Origin of the sequence: Streptomyces flavidovirens DSM 40150 (genome assembly GCF_000429085.1) — a bacterium.
Taxonomy (GTDB): Bacteria; Actinomycetota; Actinomycetes; order Streptomycetales; family Streptomycetaceae; genus Streptomyces; species Streptomyces flavidovirens.
In genome coordinates, this window is the sequence record NZ_AUBE01000006.1 from 101,202 (window position 1) to 120,060 (window position 18,859).

Annotated in this window: 19 protein-coding genes, 1 pseudogene and 1 riboswitch; of the genes and pseudogenes, 11 read left to right on the forward strand and 9 right to left on the reverse strand. The window is 70.4% G+C overall.

The genetic code is table 11. The features are described from left to right. Positions 1–6: 6 nt before the first annotated feature. From sdhA to G412_RS0111610, 3 genes are all read left to right on the forward strand, one after another. A complete protein-coding gene (gene sdhA / locus G412_RS0111600) occupies positions 7–1,761 on the forward strand; it encodes a succinate dehydrogenase flavoprotein subunit (RefSeq protein ID WP_028812246.1) in 1,755 nt (584 codons plus the stop codon). After that, positions 1,761–2,528 carry a succinate dehydrogenase iron-sulfur subunit gene (locus G412_RS0111605; protein ID WP_028812247.1) on the forward strand — a complete coding sequence of 256 codons (768 nt, stop codon included), beginning with the start codon at positions 1,761–1,763 and terminating at the stop codon, positions 2,526–2,528. Before sdhA ends, G412_RS0111605 begins: the two co-directional genes overlap by 1 nt. Positions 2,529–2,635: 107 nt before the next feature. Then, positions 2,636–3,124, forward strand: a complete 489-nt coding sequence (locus G412_RS0111610) for a hypothetical protein (RefSeq protein WP_028812248.1) — start codon at positions 2,636–2,638, stop codon at positions 3,122–3,124. On the opposite strand, the gene G412_RS0111615 is transcribed toward G412_RS0111610, so the two are convergent. Next, positions 3,100–3,591 carry an Lrp/AsnC family transcriptional regulator gene (locus tag G412_RS0111615; RefSeq protein ID WP_028812249.1) on the reverse strand — a complete coding sequence of 164 codons (492 nt, stop codon included), beginning with the start codon at positions 3,589–3,591 and terminating at the stop codon, positions 3,100–3,102. The two genes, G412_RS0111610 and G412_RS0111615, sit on opposite strands and share 25 nt — an antisense overlap. Before the next feature lie 77 nt (positions 3,592–3,668). Between G412_RS0111615 and G412_RS0111620 the strand changes: the two genes are divergently transcribed. The 4 genes from G412_RS0111620 to G412_RS0111635 all read left to right on the forward strand — a co-directional run bounded on the left by G412_RS0111620 (position 3,669) and on the right by G412_RS0111635 (position 6,215). Continuing rightward, positions 3,669–4,598: an SMP-30/gluconolactonase/LRE family protein gene (locus G412_RS0111620; protein ID WP_028812250.1), complete on the forward strand. Its 930-nt coding sequence runs from the start codon at positions 3,669–3,671 to the stop codon at positions 4,596–4,598. A 77-nt stretch (positions 4,599–4,675) separates the two neighbouring features. After that, positions 4,676–5,083 carry a hypothetical protein gene (locus G412_RS0111625; protein ID WP_028812251.1) on the forward strand — a complete coding sequence of 136 codons (408 nt, stop codon included), beginning with the start codon at positions 4,676–4,678 and terminating at the stop codon, positions 5,081–5,083. Beyond that, positions 5,080–5,499: a thiol-disulfide oxidoreductase DCC family protein gene (locus G412_RS0111630; protein WP_028812252.1), complete on the forward strand. Its 420-nt coding sequence runs from the start codon at positions 5,080–5,082 to the stop codon at positions 5,497–5,499. Before G412_RS0111625 ends, G412_RS0111630 begins: the two co-directional genes overlap by 4 nt. 11 nt (positions 5,500–5,510) lie before the next feature. Further along, entirely contained in the window at positions 5,511–6,215 is a 705-nt protein-coding gene (locus G412_RS0111635; RefSeq protein ID WP_037648528.1) for a TetR/AcrR family transcriptional regulator, read from the forward strand. A 406-nt stretch (positions 6,216–6,621) separates the two neighbouring features. Here the strand turns inward: G412_RS0111635 and G412_RS0111640 are convergent, their stop codons facing one another. Continuing rightward, positions 6,622–8,016, reverse strand: coding sequence for a metallophosphoesterase (locus G412_RS0111640; RefSeq protein WP_028812254.1), 1,395 nt, complete (start codon positions 8,014–8,016; stop codon positions 6,622–6,624). 2 nt (positions 8,017–8,018) lie between these two features. Continuing rightward, entirely contained in the window at positions 8,019–8,270 is a 252-nt protein-coding gene (locus tag G412_RS0111645; RefSeq protein WP_028812255.1) for an SCO4848 family membrane protein, read from the reverse strand. Positions 8,271–8,466: 196 nt separating this feature from the next. Here G412_RS0111645 and G412_RS0111650 point away from each other — a divergent pair, with 196 nt between their 5' ends. Continuing rightward, the gene (locus G412_RS0111650) at positions 8,467–9,738 is read left to right on the forward strand and encodes a D-alanyl-D-alanine carboxypeptidase family protein (RefSeq protein ID WP_028812256.1); all 1,272 of its coding nucleotides are present in this window, start codon (positions 8,467–8,469) and stop codon (positions 9,736–9,738) included. Here G412_RS0111650 and G412_RS34090 read toward each other — a convergent pair. From G412_RS34090 to trpS, 3 genes are all read right to left on the reverse strand, one after another. Further along, a complete protein-coding gene (locus tag G412_RS34090; protein WP_078606922.1) occupies positions 9,686–10,753 on the reverse strand; it encodes a YihY/virulence factor BrkB family protein in 1,068 nt (355 codons plus the stop codon). The genes G412_RS0111650 and G412_RS34090 overlap by 53 nt on opposite strands. A gap of 186 nt (positions 10,754–10,939) precedes the next feature. Then, on the reverse strand, positions 10,940–11,533 hold the full coding sequence (locus tag G412_RS0111660) for a 2'-5' RNA ligase family protein (RefSeq protein ID WP_028812257.1): 594 nt from the start codon (positions 11,531–11,533) through the stop codon (positions 10,940–10,942). 130 nt (positions 11,534–11,663) lie between these two features. After that, positions 11,664–12,677, reverse strand: a complete 1,014-nt coding sequence (gene trpS / locus G412_RS0111665) for a tryptophan--tRNA ligase (RefSeq protein ID WP_037648534.1) — start codon at positions 12,675–12,677, stop codon at positions 11,664–11,666. A gap of 106 nt (positions 12,678–12,783) precedes the next feature. Between trpS and G412_RS37930 the strand changes: the two are divergent. Then, a pseudogene (locus G412_RS37930) lies at positions 12,784–12,957 on the forward strand (siderophore-interacting protein); the annotation flags it as partial. 370 nt (positions 12,958–13,327) lie between these two features. On the opposite strand, the gene G412_RS0111675 reads toward G412_RS37930, so the two are convergent. Then, the gene (locus G412_RS0111675; RefSeq protein WP_028812260.1) at positions 13,328–14,599 is read right to left on the reverse strand and encodes a serine hydroxymethyltransferase; all 1,272 of its coding nucleotides are present in this window, start codon (positions 14,597–14,599) and stop codon (positions 13,328–13,330) included. 41 nt (positions 14,600–14,640) lie between these two features. After that, a riboswitch (ZMP/ZTP riboswitch) is annotated at positions 14,641–14,732 on the reverse strand. Positions 14,733–14,851: 119 nt separating this feature from the next. On the opposite strand from G412_RS0111675, the gene rocD reads away from it, so the two are divergent. Continuing rightward, positions 14,852–16,057, forward strand: coding sequence for an ornithine--oxo-acid transaminase (gene rocD, locus G412_RS0111680; protein ID WP_028812261.1), 1,206 nt, complete (start codon positions 14,852–14,854; stop codon positions 16,055–16,057). Positions 16,058–16,186: 129 nt separating this feature from the next. Here rocD and G412_RS0111685 read toward each other — a convergent pair whose 3' ends face one another. After that, positions 16,187–17,374, reverse strand: a complete 1,188-nt coding sequence (locus G412_RS0111685) for a glutathionylspermidine synthase family protein (protein WP_028812262.1) — start codon at positions 17,372–17,374, stop codon at positions 16,187–16,189. Positions 17,375–17,411: 37 nt separating this feature from the next. After that, positions 17,412–17,699, reverse strand: a complete 288-nt coding sequence (locus tag G412_RS0111690; protein WP_028812263.1) for a hypothetical protein — start codon at positions 17,697–17,699, stop codon at positions 17,412–17,414. 127 nt (positions 17,700–17,826) lie between these two features. Here G412_RS0111690 and G412_RS0111695 point away from each other — a divergent pair, with 127 nt between their 5' ends. Next, positions 17,827–18,702 carry a DMT family protein gene (locus G412_RS0111695; protein WP_037648648.1) on the forward strand — a complete coding sequence of 292 codons (876 nt, stop codon included), beginning with the start codon at positions 17,827–17,829 and terminating at the stop codon, positions 18,700–18,702. Positions 18,703–18,859: the final 157 nt, after the last annotated feature.

Sequence of the window (18,859 nt, forward strand, 5' to 3'; positions counted from 1 at the left end):
ACCACCATGAAGATTCACAAGTACGACACCGTCATCGTCGGCGCCGGTGGCGCGGGCATGCGCGCGGCCATCGAGTCGACGAAGCGCAGCCGCACCGCCGTGCTGACGAAGCTCTACCCCACCCGGTCCCACACGGGCGCAGCGCAGGGCGGCATGGCCGCCGCGCTGGCGAACGTGGAGGAGGACAACTGGGAGTGGCACACCTTCGACACGATCAAGGGCGGCGACTACCTGGTCGACCAGGACGCCGCCGAGATCCTGGCGAAGGAGGCCATCGACTCCGTTCTCGACCTGGAGAAGATGGGCCTGCCGTTCAACCGCACCCCGGACGGCACCATCGACCAGCGCCGCTTCGGCGGTCACTCCCGCAACCACGGTGAGGCCCCGGTCCGCCGGTCCTGCTACGCGTCGGACCGCACCGGCCACATGATCCTCCAGACGCTGTACCAGAACTGCGTCAAGGAGGGTGTGGAGTTCTTCAACGAGTTCTACGTCCTGGACCTGCTGATGCAGGAGGTCGACGGGGTCCGCAAGTCCGCGGGCGTCGTCGCCTACGAGCTGGCGACCGGCGAGATCCACGTCTTCCAGGCGAAGGCGGTCATCTTCGCCTCCGGCGGCACCGGCAAGTTCTTCAAGGTGACGTCGAACGCGCACACCCTGACCGGTGACGGCCAGGCAGCGGCGTACCGCCGCGGGCTGCCGCTGGAGGACATGGAGTTCTTCCAGTTCCACCCGACGGGCATCTGGCGCATGGGCATCCTGCTGACGGAGGGCGCCCGCGGTGAGGGCGGCATCCTCCGCAACAAGGACGGCGAGCGCTTCATGGAGAAGTACGCGCCGGTCATGAAGGACCTCGCGTCCCGTGACGTCGTCTCGCGCTCCATCTACACCGAGATCCGCGAGGGGCGCGGCTGCGGCCCCGAGGGCGACCACGTCTTCCTCGACCTCACGCACCTGCCGCCGGAGCAGCTCGACGCCAAGCTCCCGGACATCACCGAGTTCGCGCGTACGTACCTGGGCATCGAGCCGTACACGGACCCGATCCCGATCCAGCCGACCGCGCACTACGCCATGGGCGGCATCCCCACGAACGTCAGGGGTGAGGTCCTCGCGGACAACACCACGGTCGTTCCTGGTCTGTACGCCGCCGGTGAGGTCGCCTGCGTCTCGGTGCACGGTGCGAACCGTCTGGGCACCAACTCGCTGCTCGACATCAACGTCTTCGGCAAGCGCGCCGGCATCGCCGCCGCCGAGTACTCGGCGGCGAACGACTACGTCGAGCTCCCCGAGGACCCGGCGTCGCTCGTCGTCTCGCAGGTCGAGCGTCTGCGCAGCAACACCGGCAGCGAGCGGGTCCACGACATCCGCCGGGAGCTCCAGGAGACGATGGACGCCAACGTGATGGTGTTCCGTACCGAGCAGACGATCAAGACGGCGGTCGAGAAGATCGGCGAGCTGCGCGAGCGTTACCTCAACGTCTCGATCCAGGACAAGGGCAAGCGGTTCAACACCGACCTGCTGGAGGCCATCGAGCTGGGCAACCTGCTCGACCTGGCCGAGGTCATGGCCGTGTCCGCCCTGGCGCGCAAGGAGTCCCGCGGCGGTCACTACCGCGAGGACTTCCCGAACCGCGACGACGTCAACTTCATGCGCCACACCATGGCGTACCGCGAGGTCGGCGACGACGGCACGCAGTCGATCCGTCTCGACTACAAGCCGGTCGTCCAGACCCGCTACCAGCCGATGGAGCGTAAGTACTGATGGCTACCCCGACCATGGACAAGGTCGACGACGCGAAGCCCGCGGCCGTCCCCTCGCCGTACATCACGGTCACGTTCCGGATCCGCCGCTTCAACCCGGAGATCTCCGCCGAGGCCGAGTGGCAGGACTTCCCGATCGAGATCGACCCGAAGGAGCGTGTGCTCGACGGTCTCCACAAGATCAAGTGGGAGACCGACGGCACGCTGACGTTCCGCCGCTCGTGCGCGCACGGCATCTGCGGCTCCGACGCGATGCGGATCAACGGCAAGAACAGGCTCGCCTGCAAGACGCTGATCAAGGACATCAACCCGGAGAAGCCGATCACGATCGAGGCCATAAAGGGCCTCACGGTCCTCAAGGACCTCGTGGTCGACATGGACCCGTTCTTCCAGGCGTACCGCGATGTCATGCCCTTCCTCATCACGAAGGGCAACGAGCCGACGCGTGAGCGTCTGCAGTCCGCCGAGGACCGCGAGCGATTCGACGACACCACCAAGTGCATCCTGTGCGCCGCGTGCACGTCCTCGTGCCCGGTGTTCTGGAACGACGGCCAGTACTTCGGCCCGGCGGCGATCGTCAACGCGCACCGCTTCATCTTCGACTCGCGTGACGAGGGCGGCGAGCAGCGGCTGGAGATCCTGAACGACAAGGACGGCGTGTGGCGTTGCCGTACGACGTTCAACTGCACGGACGCCTGCCCGCGCGGTATCGAGGTCACCAAGGCCATCCAGGAAGTGAAGCGCGCACTGATCACGCGCCGCTTCTGACCTGTACGCGTACGACGGCCCCCGCCGCCCGGTTCTTCCGGGTGGCGGGGGCCGTCGTGTGTCAGGATCGGGGGGAACGGGGCAGCAGGCTGAGGGGAGCCGGAAACATGAGTGATCCGAATCCGTACGCGACGGACGGCGACGCGAACGGTGCCTACCAGTGGGGCCCTGTCCCCGGCTACGGCTACCCGCAGCAGCCGACGCTGCCGGGGGCGCCGATGCCGTACACCGGCCCGCCGGCGGGTTTCGCGGGCGCGCCGCTCATGTCGGTCGGTGACATCACCGTCATGCCCGACTCCATCGTCACCCCGTCCGGCACGATGCCGCTCAAGGGCGCGGTGTGGACGGTCACCGACATGTCGCGCACCGAGGAGCGGATGCCGACGGCCGCGGTCGTGCTGGCCGTCGTCTTCTTCATCTTCTGCCTGCTCGGGCTGCTCTTCCTCCTGATGAAGGAGAAGGTGACGACCGGTTACGTCCAGGTCACCGTAACCAGCGGCGGCCGCCACCACTCCACGGTGGTCCCGGCCCTCGGCCCGCAGACCCTGCACATGGTCATGGGGCAGATCAACTACGCCCGCTCGCTCAGCGCCTGAGGCGCGTTGGGCTCGTGCGGCATCACGGGCTCGTACGGCATCACGGGCCGCTCGAAGAACGTCTCCAGCGACACCGTCGCACTGGTGCCGCTGACGCCCTCGATCTCGTACAACCGCCGTAGCACGTCCTGGAGTTGACCGGTCGTCGATGTCCGTACCTTGACGAGTACGGACGCGCTGCCCGCGATGAGGTGGGCCTCCTGGATCTCCGGGATCGCGGCGAAGGCGGCGGCCGAATCACCCATCCACGCCGACGATTCGACGTGGACGAAGGCCAGTACGCCGCGCCCGAGCGCCGCCGGGTCGACGTCCACCGTCGTACGGCGGATCACGCCGCGCTCGCGGAGTTTGCGTACGCGCTCATGGGCGGCGCCCGCCGAGAGGCCGACGGCCTTGCCCAGGGCCGCGTACGACTGGGTGGCGTCCTGCTGGAGGAGGGCGACGAGTTCACGGTCTATCAGGTCCACGCTTGCCACCGTATCCCATCCTGCGATAGTCATTCATGGCCGGATGATGTTCAGTGATGCAACAAAAGGGCTTGACCGTGTCCTCCACTGGCCGTACTTCGATTTACGAGATCCTGGACGAACGCTTCCGCACCGGACGGTGTGCCAACGGGGACGACCGCCTGGAGACGCTGTACGACGACTGCCGCTGGGCCGAGGGGCCGCTCTATCTGCCCGCCTGGCGGCAGACCATCTGGAGCGACATCCCCAACGACCGCCTGCTGCGGTGGGACGAGACGACCGGCGCCGTCAGCGTCTTCCGCTCCCCCGCCGGGCACACCAACGGCAACACCCTCGACCGCGAGGGCCGGCTGATCAGCTGCGAGCAGGGCAACCGCCGCGTCAGCCGCACCGAGCACGACGGCCGCATCACCGTCATCGCCGACCGCTTCGAGGGCAAGCGGCTCAACAGCCCCAACGACGCCACCGTGCACTCCGACGGCTCGATCTGGTTCTCCGACCCGGACTTCGGGATCACCAGCGACTACGAGGGCTTCCGCGCGGAGAGCGAGATCGGCTCCTGCGACGTCTACCGGGTGGACCCGGCAACCGGCGAGGTGCGTCGCGTCGCCGACAGCACCGAGGCGCCGAACGGGCTCGTCTTCTCCCCCGACGAGCGGCAGTTGTACGTCTCCGACACGCGGGGTGGCTGTATCCGCGTCTTCGACGTACGGGAGGACGGCACGCTCTGCGACGGCAAGGTGTTCGCCGAGGCGAGGAACGGAGCGCGGTTCGACAACATCCGCTTCGACGACGAGGGGCGGCTGTGGGTGGCGGCGATGGACGACGGCGTCCACTGCTACGACCCGGACGGCACACTCATCGGCCGCCCCCTCGTCCCCGAGGCCGTCTCGAACATCTCCTTCGGCGGCCCGAAGAACAACCGCGCGTTCATCACGGCGACGACGACGCTGTACTCGCTGGTGATGTCGGTGACGGGGGCGCCCCGGATCCGCCGTACGCACTGAGGCACTTGAACATGTTCAAAAAAGGGCCTAGATTCATTCCTGCCAACCTTTTGAACACGTTCAAGAAGGGGTGGGGTATGGACCTCACTGTCGTCGCCTACGTCGTCTACCTGCTGATCAGCGTCGCGCTCACCATCTGGGTCGCCCGGACGCTGAGCCGCAACGGGCGCATCTTCATCGCGAGCGTCCTGCACGGGGACGAGAAGCTCGCCGACGCGGTCAACCACCTCCTGGTGGTCGGCTTCTACCTCGTCAACCTCGGCTTCGTCGCCCTCTACCTCAAGGCCGCCGACGCCGTCGAGGACGCCCGCGGGCTCTTCGAGGCACTCTCGGTGAAGCTCGGTGTCGTCCTCCTCGTCCTCGGCGTCATGCACCTCGGCAACGTGTGGGTCCTCAACAAGATCCGGCGGCGGTCGATCATGGAGCGCGAGCAGGTCCCGCCGGTCCCGCCGCAGGGCTGGACCACCGCTCCCGCCGGGGCGTGAGCACGGTGACCCGCATCCCGGTCACCGGGCTGACCGTCCTGTACGACGCACAGTGCGCCCTCTGCGTCCACCTGCGGAGCTGGCTGCTGCGCCAGCGGCAGCTCGTACCGCTGGACCTGGTTGCGGCCGGCTCGGAGGAGGCGAGGCGCAGGTACCCGCGCCTCGACCACGCCCGCACCATGCGGGAGATCACCGTCATCGGTGACAAGGGCCAGATCTACGCCGGGCCCGCGGCCTGGGTGGTCTGCCTCTGGGCCCTGGCCGACCACCGGCCCAAGGCCCACTGGCTCACCACCCCGGCGGGCTCCCCGTTCGTACGGGTCACGATGCTCGCGGCGGCCAAGTACCGCGAGGCGACGGGGGCGGGGGCAGGCGTCGCGCCGCCCTGCGACGACCGGTGCTCCGTACCCGGTTAGGCTCGGACACCGTGAAAGAAGACAAGGCCCCGAAGAGCGAGCAGACCCGCACGCTCATCCTCGAAACCGCCCTCCAGCTCTTCCAGGACCGCGGTTACGACAAGACGACCATGCGGGCCATCGCCAAGGAGGCAGGGGTCTCCGTAGGGAACGCGTACTACTACTTCGGCTCCAAGGAACACCTCGTCCAGGGCTTCTACGACCGGATCGCCGCCGAACACCAGGCGGCGGTCCGTCCCGTACTGGACAAGGAGACGGACCTGGAAGCGCGCCTGGCGGGCGTGCTGAAGGCGTGGCTCGACATCGCCGCGCCGTACCACGAGTTCGCGGCCCAGTTCTTCAAGAACGCCGCCGACCCCGAGAGCCCGCTGAGCCCCTTCTCCCCCGAGTCGGAACACGCCCGCGAGGCGGCCATCGCCGTGCACCGGGAGGTTCTGGCGGGCTCCAAGGCCAAGGTCGCGGAGGAACTGCGGGACATCCTCCCCGAGTTGATGTGGCTCTCCCAGATGGGACTCGTCCTGTACTGGGTCTTCGACCGCTCCGAGGACCGCGAGCGCAGCCGCCGCCTCGCCGAACGCGGCGCCCGCCTCACTACGCGCGGCGTCGCGCTCGCCCGCTTCCGGGTGCTGCGTCCGCTCGTACGCGAAGTGCACGAGCTGTTCACGGACTTCCTGCCGGGGATGGCCCAGGCGGCGGCCGCCCGCAAGACGGACTGACGGCGAGCGGACCGGCCGGGAGGCGGGCTGGCCGGCTGGCCGGGAGGCGGACCGACCGCGAGGCGGACCGACCGCCAGTGGACCGACCGTGAGGCTGACCGACCGCCAGGTGGGCCGACCGTGAGGCGGACCGACTGGGAGGCCGACCGACCGCCAGGTGGGCCGACCGTGAGGCGGACCGACTGGGAGGCCGACCGACCGCGGGTGGACCGGCCGTGGTCGGACAGGCCGGGAGGCGGACCGGCCGCGAGGCCGGCCGGCCGGGAGGTGGACCGGCCGGGAGGTGGACCGGCCGGGAGGTGGACCGGCCGGGAGGTGGACCGGCCGGGTGCAACCGGTCGCCAGGCGGGCCGGTCGCCGCCAGGGCCGGGGGCCGGGGCGGCGGCCCGGTCGGGGGCGCGGGCGGTTACGTCTGGCGCGAGGCCAGTTCGACCACCGTGATGTCGGACTCCGCGCCCACCCGGACCGGCGGACCCCACGCGCCCGCCCCCCGCGAGACGTACAGCTGTGTGTCGCCGTACCGCTCAAGGCCGGCGACCGTCGGATTCGCCTGGGCGGCGAGGAAATTGCCCGGCCAGAGCTGCCCGCCGTGCGTGTGCCCGGACAGCTGAAGGTCCACTCCGTGGCGTACCGCGTCGTGGATGACCACGGGCTGATGCGCGAGCAGGACCGCCGCGCGGGTACGGTCCCGGTCCCCCAGCGCCCGTACGAAGTCGGGGCCCTGCCCCTCGCTCTCCCCCGCGAGGTCGTTGACCCCGGCGAGGTCGAAGCCCGCGATCTCGACGCGGTCGTTCTCCAGCGGGCGCAGGCCGAGTTCGCGCACGTGGTCGACCCACTGCTCGGCGCCGGAGAAGTACTCGTGGTTGCCCGTCACGAAGAAGGCCCCGTGCCGGGCCCTGATCTGCGCCAGCGGCTCGGCCGCGTGACCCAGATCGGCCACGCTCCCGTCGACGAGGTCGCCGACGACGGCCACCAGGTCGGGCTGGACGGAGTTGATCGTGTCGACGATCCGCTGGGTGTGGGCGCGCCCGAGGATCGGACCGAGGTGTACGTCGCTGACGACGGCGACACGGAAGCCGTGCGCCCCACGCGGAAGCTTGGCCAGCGGCACGCTGACCCGCTTCACCCGTGGCCCGCGCAGCACGCCGTACGTCCCGTAACCGACCGTGCCCAGCGCGGCCACGGCGGCGCCCGCCCCCACCACCCGCGACACGAACAAGCGCCGCGAGAGGTCCCCGGAGGCGGTGGAGCCGCTGGGTTGGCTGCCGGCGCTCGGCGGCACGGACGCGGGCGCGGGAGGTGCGGGCGCGTCGGCTTCCGTCACCGTGTCCGTGCCGCCGGCCGCAGGCGTAGGCGTCGTCGACGTCTCGGCGCCGCCGCGCGTACGGGGAGTTCGCGGCCCGGACGCGGCGGAACCGCCGGCCGGGGCCGGGGGAAGCGCGGAGGCGAGGGGTGTAACCCCGGTGGCCTCCTCGGCATCCCGCCGCCCCAACCACCGCCGCAGCACCGGCCGTACCGCCTCGCCGACGACCAGCGCCATCACCAGGTACATCAGCACGGCCAGCCACATGTACCCCGGCCACGCCAGCACCTGCTGCGCCCAGAACGGCGCGCCGGCCCGCGGCGACACCAGCGCCCCGACCGCCAGCAACGGCAGCAGCACCGCCGCCACCGTCCCCGCCCGCCGGAGGACACTGCCTCCCGCGGTCGTGTCGCGGACCAGCCGACGCCAGACGTACCAGTGCGCCCCGGCCAGCAGGGTGACGACCGAGAGCGCGATGAAAACGAAGACAACGACCACAGTTATCCCTGTCTCCGCTCACGTCGCAGGGCCCTCACACCACGGAACCCGATCACCCCCACCGCCGTCCCCAGAAGAAAGGACGTGACGGCGAGCAGCAGATGTACCCAGAAGTACGTGGTCGGGTCACCCGCGTCGTCGAAGGCGAGGCCGCTGCCGTCCTTCCACAGGTTCCGGACGAAAGTGACCCAGATGAACCAGCTCCACACCCCGAAGGCGAGCAGGAACCAGGAGACGGAGCGGCTGAGCTTCATACGCCCAGTATCGCCAGCGGCCCCCGCCTCCCGCCGCCGGGGTGGGACGGCAGGCCCGGACGCACCTGCGGGCGCACGTACGGACACACGTACGGGCGCACGTACGGACACCGGTGCTGAGCCGACCCGGCGCAGCTCACGGCGGTTCACCCCCGCCATGTCCACATCCATATCCACGCCCTGTACGTTCACGTCCGTGTCTGCCGTTAAAAAGACCGCACTGACGGTCCTCTCCGCCGCGTTGCTGCCCGCACTCACCGCACTGCCCGCACACGCGGCAACGGCAGACGACGAGCCAGGTGCCCAGCAGCCGAAACCCCCGGCCGTGATGTCGACGGTCGGCGGCGCACCACTCGGGCGGCCCGGTACGCAGGTGGAGCTCGGCCCGCGCGCACCCGTGCTTCCGAAGGAGCTGAGCGGCCGGTCGTGGATCGTCGCCGATGCCGAATCCGGCGACGTACTCGCGTCGCACAACGCCCACTGGCGGCTGCCGCCCGCGTCCACCATGAAGATGCTGTTCGCGGACACCGTCCTGCCGCGACTGTCCAAGTCGCAGGTCTACAAGGTGAAGGACACCGACCTGGCGGGCATCGGTGAGGGCAGCAGCCTCGTCGGCCTCAAGGAGGACCACACGTACTCGGTCCACGACATGTGGCTCGGGGTGTTCCTGAGGTCCGGCAACGACGCCGTGCACGTCCTGGCGGAGATGAACGGCGGGTGGGACAAGACCGTCGTGGACATGCAGAAGCACGCCGACGAGCTCCAGGCGCTCGACACCACTGTCGTCTCGCCCGACGGTTACGACGCGAAGGGGCAGGTCAGCAGCGCGTACGACCTGACGCTCATCGCCCGCAGCGGGATGCAGAAGAAGGACTTCCGCGAGTACTGCTCGACGGCGACCGCCACCTTCCCCGGCGAGAAGAAGAAGGGGAAGAAGCGGGAGAGCTTCCAGATCCAGAACACCAACCGCCTGCTGACGGGCGCCTGGGGCGTCGAGCCGTACAAGGGCCTGGCGGGCGTCAAGAACGGCAACACCACCCATGCGGGAGCGACGTTCACGGGTGTCGCGCAGCGTGGTGACAAGGTGCTGCTGGTCACCGTCATGAATCCGTCGGCGCGTGAGGGCAACGCCGTCTACAAGGAGGCCGCCCGCCTGCTCGACTGGGGTTTCGAGGCGTCGGGGAAGGTCACCCCCGTCGGCGAACTCGTGCCGCCGAGGTCCGCCACGACGGACCCGGGCACGGGGGTCGCCAAGGGCAAGGGTGCGAAGGGCGGCGGCGTGGGCACCGGTGACACCGCCGCCGGGGACGGGCAGACGCAGCTCGCGTCGACCGGCGACGGCAGCAGCGGCGTCGGCACCGCCGTCGCGATCACGGGCGGTGCGCTGGTGGTACTGGCCGCCGCCGCGCTCCTGGTCAACCGGCGCTGGCCGCTGCCCGCCCTGTCGCGTCGCCGCCCGCGCCGCTAGGAGGCGGGGTGCCGGGCGGACTGCCGGGCGGGGGTCCAGGGGCAGGCGGGGTGCTGGGAGGCGGGCCGTCGGCCGGGGCCGCCTCGGGCTTCTCGGCCCTCTCGGGCTGCTCCGCGTCGGGCCGATCGCCATCGGCATCCCGGTCTTCGCCCGCCGCACGCTCGCTGTCGTGCCGCGTCGCCGTCCAGGCCGCGCAGCACAGCAGCAGCTTCGCCGTGAGGTTGATCCACAGCAGCAGCGCGACGGGGACGCCGAACGCCCCGTACATGCTCTTCGCCGCGATGCCCTTCATATAGCTGCCCAGCAGCAGCTTGAGCAGCTCGAAACCGATCGCGCCGATGAGCGACGCAGTGATCAGCCGGTGTCTGACCGGCTGCACCCCCGGCAGCAGCGTCAGGACGTACAGCAGGATCAGGAAGTCCGCGCCGACCGCGAGGGCGAGCGCGGCGATCCGCAACAGCACGCCGCCCGCGCCGCTTTGGGACACGCCGGTCTGCTCGGCGGTCCAGTCGACGGCCGTCGAGCCGATCGAGGAGGCGGCCCAGGACGAAAGCCCGATGACGCCGAGGCCGGCCAGCACCCCGCCGTCCTTGAGTTTGCGGAGGAAGATGTTGCCCTCGTCGGTGTCGTCCAGCTCCCAGACGGCCCGCAGGCACTCCCGCATCGAGCCGACCCACCCGATGCCGGTGAAGAGCAGCACGGCGCCGGCGACGATGCCGACCGTGCCCGCGTTCTCCACGAGGGACGCGAGGTCGAGCTGCGCGGAGATGCCGGGCACCTGCTCGGCGAGCTTGCTCTCCATCCGGTGCAGCTGGTCGTCGGAGAGCAGGGCCGCGCCGATCGCGGCGCCGACGGTGATCAGCGGGAAGAGCGAGAGAAAGCTGATGAAGGTGATCGCGGCAGCCAGCCGGGTCCAGTGGACGCGATCGAGCGTTTCGTACGTACGCCAGGCGTGAGTGACCGTCAGCCGCGTCACGAACGGGCCGACGACGGGCAGATTCTTCAGCCAGTCCATGACGTGCCTCTACCCGCCGGGACGAAAACCAGCGTCCCGGTCCCCCAGAAGCGCGGGCAGGTGTGGGTGCCGGGGACGGTGCGGTTCGTCATGTCGGCGTGCGGCACGTGCCGCGACCGCTGTTTCGGCGGTTGCCCGTGTGACGGGGGGGCGGGCAGGGGAAAGCCCCGCAGGGGCCACCCTGGGTCAGGAGCGGAGCGACCGGGCGGCGGACTGGTCCACGGGCGTGTTCTGGGCCGGCACGACGCCCGCCGCCCCGCCCCCGAACGCGTACTCGCGCAGCTTGCGCCACACCCCGTCCGCCCCCTGCTCGTACAGCGCGAAGCCGGCGCAGGCCCACTCCGCCTCGTACTCGGAAAGCTCTGCGTACGCCCGGTCCATGCCCTCTTCGGAGATGCCGTGAGCGACCGTGACATGCGGGTGGTACGGGAACTGCAGCTCGCGCACGAGCGGGCCCGAGGTGTCCCTGACCCGCTTCTGGAGCCACGCGCAGGCCGCCGCGCCCTCGACGACCTGCACGAAGACGACCGGGGAGAGCGGGCGGAACGTGCCCGTACCCGACAGGCGCATCGGGAAGGAGCGCCCGGACGAGGCGACCTGCGCGAGGTGCGTCTCGACGGCCGGCAGCAGCGCCGCGTCGACCTCGGTGGGCGGCAGGAGGGTGACATGCGTGGGGATGCCGTGCGCGGCCGGGTCCCCGAAGCTCACGCGCCGCTCCTGGAGCAGGCTGCCGTACGGCTCCGGGACCGCGATCGAAACGCCGAGCGTTACGGTCCCCACGTCGTTCTCCTCCGTCGTCCGGTACGTCCTGTGTGTGCTGGGCTTGTGGTCCTGCCAGTGTGCAGTGTGGCGGGCGCGCCGCCCCCGTGGCCAGAGTCCTTGGTCGGGACATCCGGCCGGCTGCCCGCCCTCAGTGCTTGGCGGGCAGCAGCCCGACCTTCTCGTAGGCCTGGGCGAGGGTCTCCGCGGCGACCGTACGGGCCTTCTCGGCGCCCTTGGCCAGGATCGAGTCCAGCGTCTCCGGGTCGTCCAGATATTCCTGGGTGCGGGTCCGGAACGGCGTGACGAACTCCACCATCACCTCGGCGAGGTCCGTCTTGAGCGCGCCGTACATCTTGCCCTCGTACCTCTTCTCCAGCTCGGCGATCGTCTCGCCGGTGAGCGTGGAGTAGATGGTGAGGAGGTTGCTGACGCCCGGCTTCTCCACGGCGTCGTAACGGATCACGGTGTCCGTGTCCGTGACCGCGCTCTTGATCTTCTTCGCGGTCACCTTGGGCTCGTCGAGCAGGTTGACCAGGCCCTTCGGCGTCGACGCCGACTTGCTCATCTTGATCGCCGGTTCCTGGAGATCGAAGATCTTCGCCGTCTCCTTGAGGATGTACGGCGCCGGGACGGTGAACGTGTCGCCGAAGCGGCCGTTGAAGCGCTCGGCGAGGTCGCGGGTCAGCTCGATGTGCTGGCGCTGGTCCTCGCCGACCGGGACCTGATGGGCCTGGTAGAGCAGGATGTCCGCGACCTGGAGGATCGGGTACGTGAAGAGGCCGACGGTGGCGCGGTCGGAGCCCTGCCGGGCGGACTTGTCCTTGAACTGCGTCATGCGGGAGGCCTCGCCGAAGCCGGTGAGGCAGTTCATGACCCAGCCGAGCTGGGCGTGCTCGGGCACGTGGCTCTGCACGAAGAGCGTGCAGCGGTCCGGGTCGAGGCCGGCGGCCAGCAGCTGGGCGGCGGCGAGCCTGGTGTTGGCACGCAGTTCGGCAGGGTCCTGCGGAACCGTGATCGCGTGCAGGTCGACGACCATGTAGAAGGCGTCGTGCGAATCCTGGAGAGCGACCCATTGGCGTACGGCGCCAAGGTAGTTGCCGAGGTGGAACGAGCCTGCGGTGGGCTGGATGCCGGAGAGCACGCGAGGACGATCAGAGGCCATGAACTCATTCTCTCAGGTGTGGAACCCGACTCGGCTCTCCGGTGTATCAAGAGTGTGAGGACGCGGGCGGGGGCCCTGGAGGGGGACCGCATCGGCATCGACGATGCTGGGGCGCTTCAGGGACGGCTCGGCCTTCCGGCCGTGGTTGCTGCGAATTGTCGCGAATGAGACGAGAAACACAGTGCGCTCGGCGAGTCGCCTGCGGGCCGCGACGGGGCGGGAGGCGGCGCTGCTGGGCGCCGGTCCGGTGATACCGGAATCGGCCGATCCGGCGGTCGCGGAAGCGGTGCCCGTACCGGTGGCGGAGCCGCTGCGGCGCGGTGAGCGGGTGCGGGCCCGGGCGCGGCGCGGGTGGCGGATCGGGCAGACGGCCCTGTGGTTCCCGGAGGGCCACCGGCTGACGCTGGGGCTCCTGGACGACAAGAGCCGGCCGTACGCGCCGCAGGTCGGGGCGGCGGGGCCGACGGTCCTGTGGCAACGGGCCGAGGGTCTGGCGCTGCGGCTGGAAGGCGTGACCACCATGGAGCGCGCGTGGAAATCGCGGCCAGGCGGGATCAGGGTCAGGGGGACCCGGGCCCTGATCCCGCCGGGGCCGCATCGGCAACTCATCGATTCGTAAAGGGGGTTGCGCCTTCCGAGCGCGAGGGACGTCAGTCCCTCGAAAGGCCCGGTGCCGGGAAGGCGGCCATGAGGTCCGCGACCTCGGCGCGGATCGTGGCGAGTGCGTCCTCGTCGCCGGTGCGGGCGGCGGTGACGCCCCGGTCGATCCAGTCGGCGACGGCCGGCATGTGCTCGGTGGCGAGACCGCGCGAGGTGAGGGAAGGAGTGCCGATGCGGACGCCGGAGGGGTCGAACGGCTTCCTCGGGTCGTAGGGGACGGTGTTGTAGTTGACGACGATCCCGGCCCGGTCGAGCGCCTTCGCCGCCACCTTGCCGGGCACGTCCTTCCGGGTGAGGTCCATCAGGATCAGGTGGTTGTCGGTGCCGCCCGAGACCAGGTCGAAGCCGCGGGCGAGCAGTGCCCCGGCGAGCGCCTTGGCGTTGTCGACGACCGCGTGCGCGTAGTCACGGAAGGAGGGCTGGGCCGCCTCGTGGAGGGCGACGGCGATGGCGGCGGTGGTCTGGTTGTGCGGGCCGCCCTGGAGGCCGGGGAAGACGGCCTTGTCGATGGCCTTCGCGTGCTCCTCGCGGGACATCAGCATCGCGCCGCGCGGGCCGCGCAGGGTCTTGTGGGTCGTCGTGGAGATGACGTCGGCGTGCGGGACCGGGGACGGGTGGGCGCCGCCGGCGATGAGGCCTGCGATGTGGGCGACGTCCGCGACGAGCACGGCGCCGGACTCACGGGCGATCTCCGCGAAGGCCGCGAAGTCGATGGTGCGGGGGAGGGCGGTGCCACCGCAGAAGATCAGCTTCGGGCGCTCCTTGAGCGCGAGGTCGCGGACCTCGTCGAAGTCGATGAGCCCGGTGTCGGGGCGTACGCCGTACTGGACGCCGCGGAACCACTTGCCGGTGGCCGAGACACCCCAGCCGTGGGTGAGGTGGCCGCCCATCGGCAGGGCCATGCCCATCACGGTGTCACCGGGCTCGGCGAAGGCGAGATAGACGGCGAGGTTGGCGGGCGAGCCGGAGTAGGGCTGGACGTTGGCGTGGTCGACGCCGAACAGGGCCTTGGCGCGGGCGGTGGCGAGCCGCTCGACCTGGTCGATGTTCTGCTGGCCCTCGTAGTAGCGCCGGCCCGCGTAGCCCTCGCTGTACTTGTTCTGCAGGACGGTGCCGGAGGCTTCGAGAACGGCCTGCGAGACGTAGTTCTCGCTCGGGATCAGGCGCAGGGTGTCGGCCTGGAGTCGTTCCTCGGCGCCGACCAGTGCGGCGAGTTCGGGGTCCGTTGCGGACAGGGCGGGGTGGCTGAGGGGGAGATTCATCGTGTCCTCCGGGGCGAGCGGTCAGTGTCCGGTCGTGATCCCAGGGGTGCCCAGGCGGGCGGCACCTCGTGCTGTTGTTCCCCGCACGGATTCCCCGCGGTCTGTTCCGCGTACGCCAGTCGCCGTGCGTACCGGCCACCCTAGCGGCCGCGGCGCCAAGCATGGTTTCTTCGTCCGGCATACGAGCGACGATAGAAAGGGGCACCAGCCTGCCCCTCGCCGGATGGATTTGTTTCGACGATCGGAGACCCCGTGTCGACCACCCAAGCCGCCATCGCCTCTGCCGAGGCGCACAGCGCGCACAACTACCACCCCCTCCCCATCGTCGTCTCATCGGCGGACGGAGCCTGGATGACCGACATCGAGGGCCGCCGCTACCTCGACATGCTCGCCGGGTACTCCGCGCTCAACTTCGGCCACTGCAACCGCCGCCTCATCGATGCCGCCAAGGCGCAGCTCGACAGAGTGACGCTGACCTCGAGGGCTTTCCACCACGACCGGTTCGCCGAGTTCTGCGCGCGGCTCGCCGAGCTGTGCGGCATGGACATGGTGCTGCCGATGAACACCGGGGCCGAGGCGGTGGAGACCGCGGTGAAGACGGCCCGCAAGTGGGGTTACCAGGTCAAGGGCGTGCTGGACGGCACGGCGAAGATCATCGTCGCGGCCAACAACTTCCACGGCCGTACGACGACCATTGTCAGCTTCTCCACGGACCACGAGGCCCGCGCGGACTTCGGCCCCTACACGCCGGGCTTCGAGATCGTGCCGTACGGGGACCTGACGGCGCTCGACGCGGCGATGACGGGAAACACCGTCGCCGTGCTGCTCGAACCCATCCAGGGCGAGGCGGGGGTCCTGGTGCCGCCGGCCGGGTACCTGGCGGGCGTAAGGGAGTTGACCCGCGAGCGGAACGTGCTCTTCATCGCGGACGAGATCCAGTCCGGCCTCGGGCGTACGGGCAAGACCTTCGCCTGCGAGCACGAAGGCGTCGTCCCCGACATGTACGTCCTCGGCAAGGCGCTGGGCGGCGGGGTCGTGCCGGTGTCCGCCATCGTGTCGTCGGCCGAGGTGCTGGGGGTGTACGGGCCGGGCGAGCACGGTTCGACGTTCGGCGGGAACCCGCTGGCCTGCGCGGTCGCACTGGAGGTCATCGCGATGCTGCGCACGGGCGAGTTCCAGCAGCGCGCCACCGAGCTGGGTGACCACCTCCACCAGCAACTGGGCCTGATGGTGGGCGGCGGCTCGGTGGAGGCGGTGCGCGGCCGGGGGCTGTGGGCGGGCATCGACATCACACCGTCGCGCGGCACCGGCCGGGAGATCTCCGAGAAGCTGATGGACCGGGGTGTCCTGGTCAAGGACACGCACGGTTCGACCATCCGGATCGCCCCACCGCTGGTGATCAGCAAGGAGGACCTGGACTGGGGTCTCGACCAGCTGGGCGCGGTGCTGGCGGGCTAGGAGGCGGGGGAAGGGAAGGGTCCGCCTGCGATCGTGCGTTCGCCGGGCCGTGGCAGCTACGGCACGGCCCGGCGAACGCACGGCAGGGGTGCGGAGAACGGCCCGTCGGCTGCCGGCTGCCGGCTGCCGTCAGAGGATTACGTGCGGCAGGAAGCGGGCGTACTCGTCCGTGATCAGGCCCGACGACTCGCGGATGCCGAGCCCCGCCGCCTCGTCCTCGACGACCCACGCACCGAGCACCACACGGTTGCCGTCGAAGTCGGGCAGGGGCGCCAACTCCTGGTAGCAGACGGGCTGTCCCTGCGCCGCAGGAGCCGTGCCCGGCTCGTGGATCGTGACGCCCGCCCCCTCGCGGCCGAGCAGCGGCTTGGCGACGTAACCGGGGCCGTCGGGGGCGGCCAGCTCGCGGGGGCCGTCGAGGTAGGCGGCGAGCAGGTTCGGGTGGCCGGGGTAGAGCTCCCAGAGGATCGCGAGCAGCGCCTTGTTGGAGAGCAGCATCTTCCAGGCCGGCTCGATCCACAGGGTGGTGCCGGTGCCGCCACCGTTGTCGAGGGTGTTCAGGACGTGCGGCCCGAAGCGGTCGGTCGTCAGCCATTCCCACGGGTAGAGCTTGAAGCAGCTCCGGATGAAGCGGAGCTGTCCGTCGACGAAGCGGCCGGAGAGCCGGTCCCAGCCGATCTGTTCGACGGACAGCGCCTCGGTGTCGAGTCCCGCCTGCTGGGCGGTCTCGCGCAGATACGCGACCGTCATCAGGTCCTCACCGAGCTCGTCGCCGTCCGAGTGGACGAAGTGCAGCGGCCCTGGCGGCAGGAGGTGCGCCTGGTGCTTCCACGCGTCGATGAGCCGCTCGTGCAGGGAGTTCCACTGGTCGGCGCCGGGGAAGCGCTCCTCCATCCAGAACCACTGGGGGCTCGCCGCCTCCACCAGCGAGGTGGGCGTGTCGGCGTTGTATTCCAGCATCTTGGCGGGACCCGTGCCGTCGTACCGGAGGTCGAAACGCCCGTAGATGGAGGGGAGTTCGGCCCGTCGCCGCCACGAGGTGGCGATCCTCGACGCCAGGCGCGGGTCCGTGATGCCGAGGTCGGCGAAGCGGTCGTGCTCGACGATGTGCGCGGCGGCCGCCAGGCACATGGCGTGCAGTTCCTCGACGACCTCCTCCATCGCCTCGACCTCGGGCAGCGTGAACTCGTAGTACGCGCTCTCGTCCCAGTAGGGGCGCAGCGACCCGTCGGGGAAGCGGGTCAGCGGGTAGATGAGGCCCTGCTCCTCGACGGTCTGCTGCCAGCCGGGGCGGGGTTCGATCGTGTGTCGCTTCATCGGTGAGTGCCTGCGTGCCTGAGCCCGGGGGGCTCTGTCAGCCGCCGCCGGAGCCGGAGGAGCCGAAGCCGCCCCGGTCGACCGCGGACTTGTCGAAGCTGCCGTCCGTGACCTTGCCGTCGCTGACGCGGCCGCCGTAGTAGTACCTGCCGCTGCTGGTGCGGTCATCGTCGTCGCACTTGTAGTCGGGCAGCACTTCCTTGGTGACCGGGTCCACGCACCGCTGGTCCGGCTCCGAGCCGCAGGCGGTGAGCGTCGCCGCGAGGACGCCCATGCCGCCGAGCAGGACTGTGCCCGACCTCAGTTTGCGCCGTCGTGCCGCCATGTCCCGGCCACTCCCCCGTCGTTCGAACCGATTCTCAAGACCGACCGACAGACTAGATGGCCCGCTCCCGCCGGCGGAACCCGGTGCTCGATCTCTACCCCTCTAGAGTCGTTTTGTGATCCTCGGGATGATCTGCGCGCTCAGTTCGGCGGTCTGTATCGGTACGGCCTCCGTACTCCAGGCCGTCGCGGCCCGCGCCGCGCAGCTCGGCACCGGCAGCGGAGTCGACGTAACGCTGGTGCTGCGCGCTCTGCGTCAGTGGCGTTACGTCGTCGGTCTCGCCCTCTTCGGACTCAGCTTCGCGCTCCAGGTCGTGGCCCTGCTCACCATCCCCATCTACGCCGTCGAAGCGGCCCAGGCCGGGAGCCTGGCCGTCACCGCGGTGGTCGCCGCGCCCGTACTGAAGGTCCGGCTCAGGGGCCTGGAGTGGGCCGCGGTGGCCGTGGTCTGCGCGGGCCTGGCGCTGCTCGGGCTCTCCGTCGGCGCGCAGGGGGGCAGCGGCGGCCCGCCCGCCCTGCGGTACGCCCTGCTCGGCGTCACCTTCGCCGTGCTGCTCGCGGGCGCGGTGGCGGGCCGTCTGCCGGGCCGGGCCCGCGCCCTGGTCCTCGGCTTCGGCGCGGGCACGGGCTTCGGGGTGGTGTCGGTCTCGGTGCGGCTGATCGACGACCTGGCGCCGTCGGCGCTCGTCGCCAATCCGGCCGTGTACGCCCTTCTGCTGGCCGGCGGTACGGCGTTCCTGCTGCTCACGTCGGCGTTCCAGCGCGGTTCGGTGACGACGGCGACGGCGGGCATGGTGGTCGGCGAGACGGTCGGTCCCGCCGTCGTGGGTGTCGTGTGGCTCGGCGACCGTACGCGCGAGGGCCTGACGGCCTGGGCGGCCGTGGGCTTCGCGGTGGCGGTGGCGGGTGCGCTGGCCCTGGCCCGGTTCGGCGAGGCGACGGTTACGGCGAACGCGGCGCCGGACGGGACGGCCCCGGCCTCTTCGGCGAAAGCGGAGGACTGAGGGCGCCGAAGGGGAACCCACAGGGATGGTTTATCGTTCATCTTTACGTGGGGCGGAACGTTCCGCCGCGTGGCGACAGCCGCACCCACCCCCTGCCGCCCCGGCCGGTCCCCCCGTCCGGCCGGGGCTCCTCTCTCCCCCGTCGCCCGAGCGCGAG

Excerpts from the sequence above, each read along its gene's own strand:
- G412_RS0111685 (WP_028812262.1), bottom strand. The coding sequence starts at position 17,374 with ATGAAGCGACACACGATCGAACCCCGCCCCGGCTGGCAGCAGACCGTC.
- G412_RS0111625 (WP_028812251.1), top strand. The coding sequence starts at position 4,676 with ATGGACCTCACTGTCGTCGCCTACGTCGTCTACCTGCTGATCAGCGTC.
- G412_RS34090 (WP_078606922.1), bottom strand. The coding sequence starts at position 10,753 with ATGGACTGGCTGAAGAATCTGCCCGTCGTCGGCCCGTTCGTGACGCGG.
- G412_RS0111675 (WP_028812260.1), bottom strand. The coding sequence starts at position 14,599 with ATGAATCTCCCCCTCAGCCACCCCGCCCTGTCCGCAACGGACCCCGAA.
- trpS (WP_037648534.1), bottom strand. The coding sequence starts at position 12,677 with ATGGCCTCTGATCGTCCTCGCGTGCTCTCCGGCATCCAGCCCACCGCA.
- G412_RS0111690 (WP_028812263.1), bottom strand. The coding sequence starts at position 17,699 with ATGGCGGCACGACGGCGCAAACTGAGGTCGGGCACAGTCCTGCTCGGC.
- G412_RS0111645 (WP_028812255.1), bottom strand. The coding sequence starts at position 8,270 with ATGAAGCTCAGCCGCTCCGTCTCCTGGTTCCTGCTCGCCTTCGGGGTG.
- sdhA (WP_028812246.1), top strand. The coding sequence starts at position 7 with ATGAAGATTCACAAGTACGACACCGTCATCGTCGGCGCCGGTGGCGCG.
- G412_RS0111610 (WP_028812248.1), top strand. The coding sequence starts at position 2,636 with ATGAGTGATCCGAATCCGTACGCGACGGACGGCGACGCGAACGGTGCC.
- G412_RS0111695 (WP_037648648.1), top strand. The coding sequence starts at position 17,827 with ATGATCTGCGCGCTCAGTTCGGCGGTCTGTATCGGTACGGCCTCCGTA.
- G412_RS0111605 (WP_028812247.1), top strand. The coding sequence starts at position 1,761 with ATGGCTACCCCGACCATGGACAAGGTCGACGACGCGAAGCCCGCGGCC.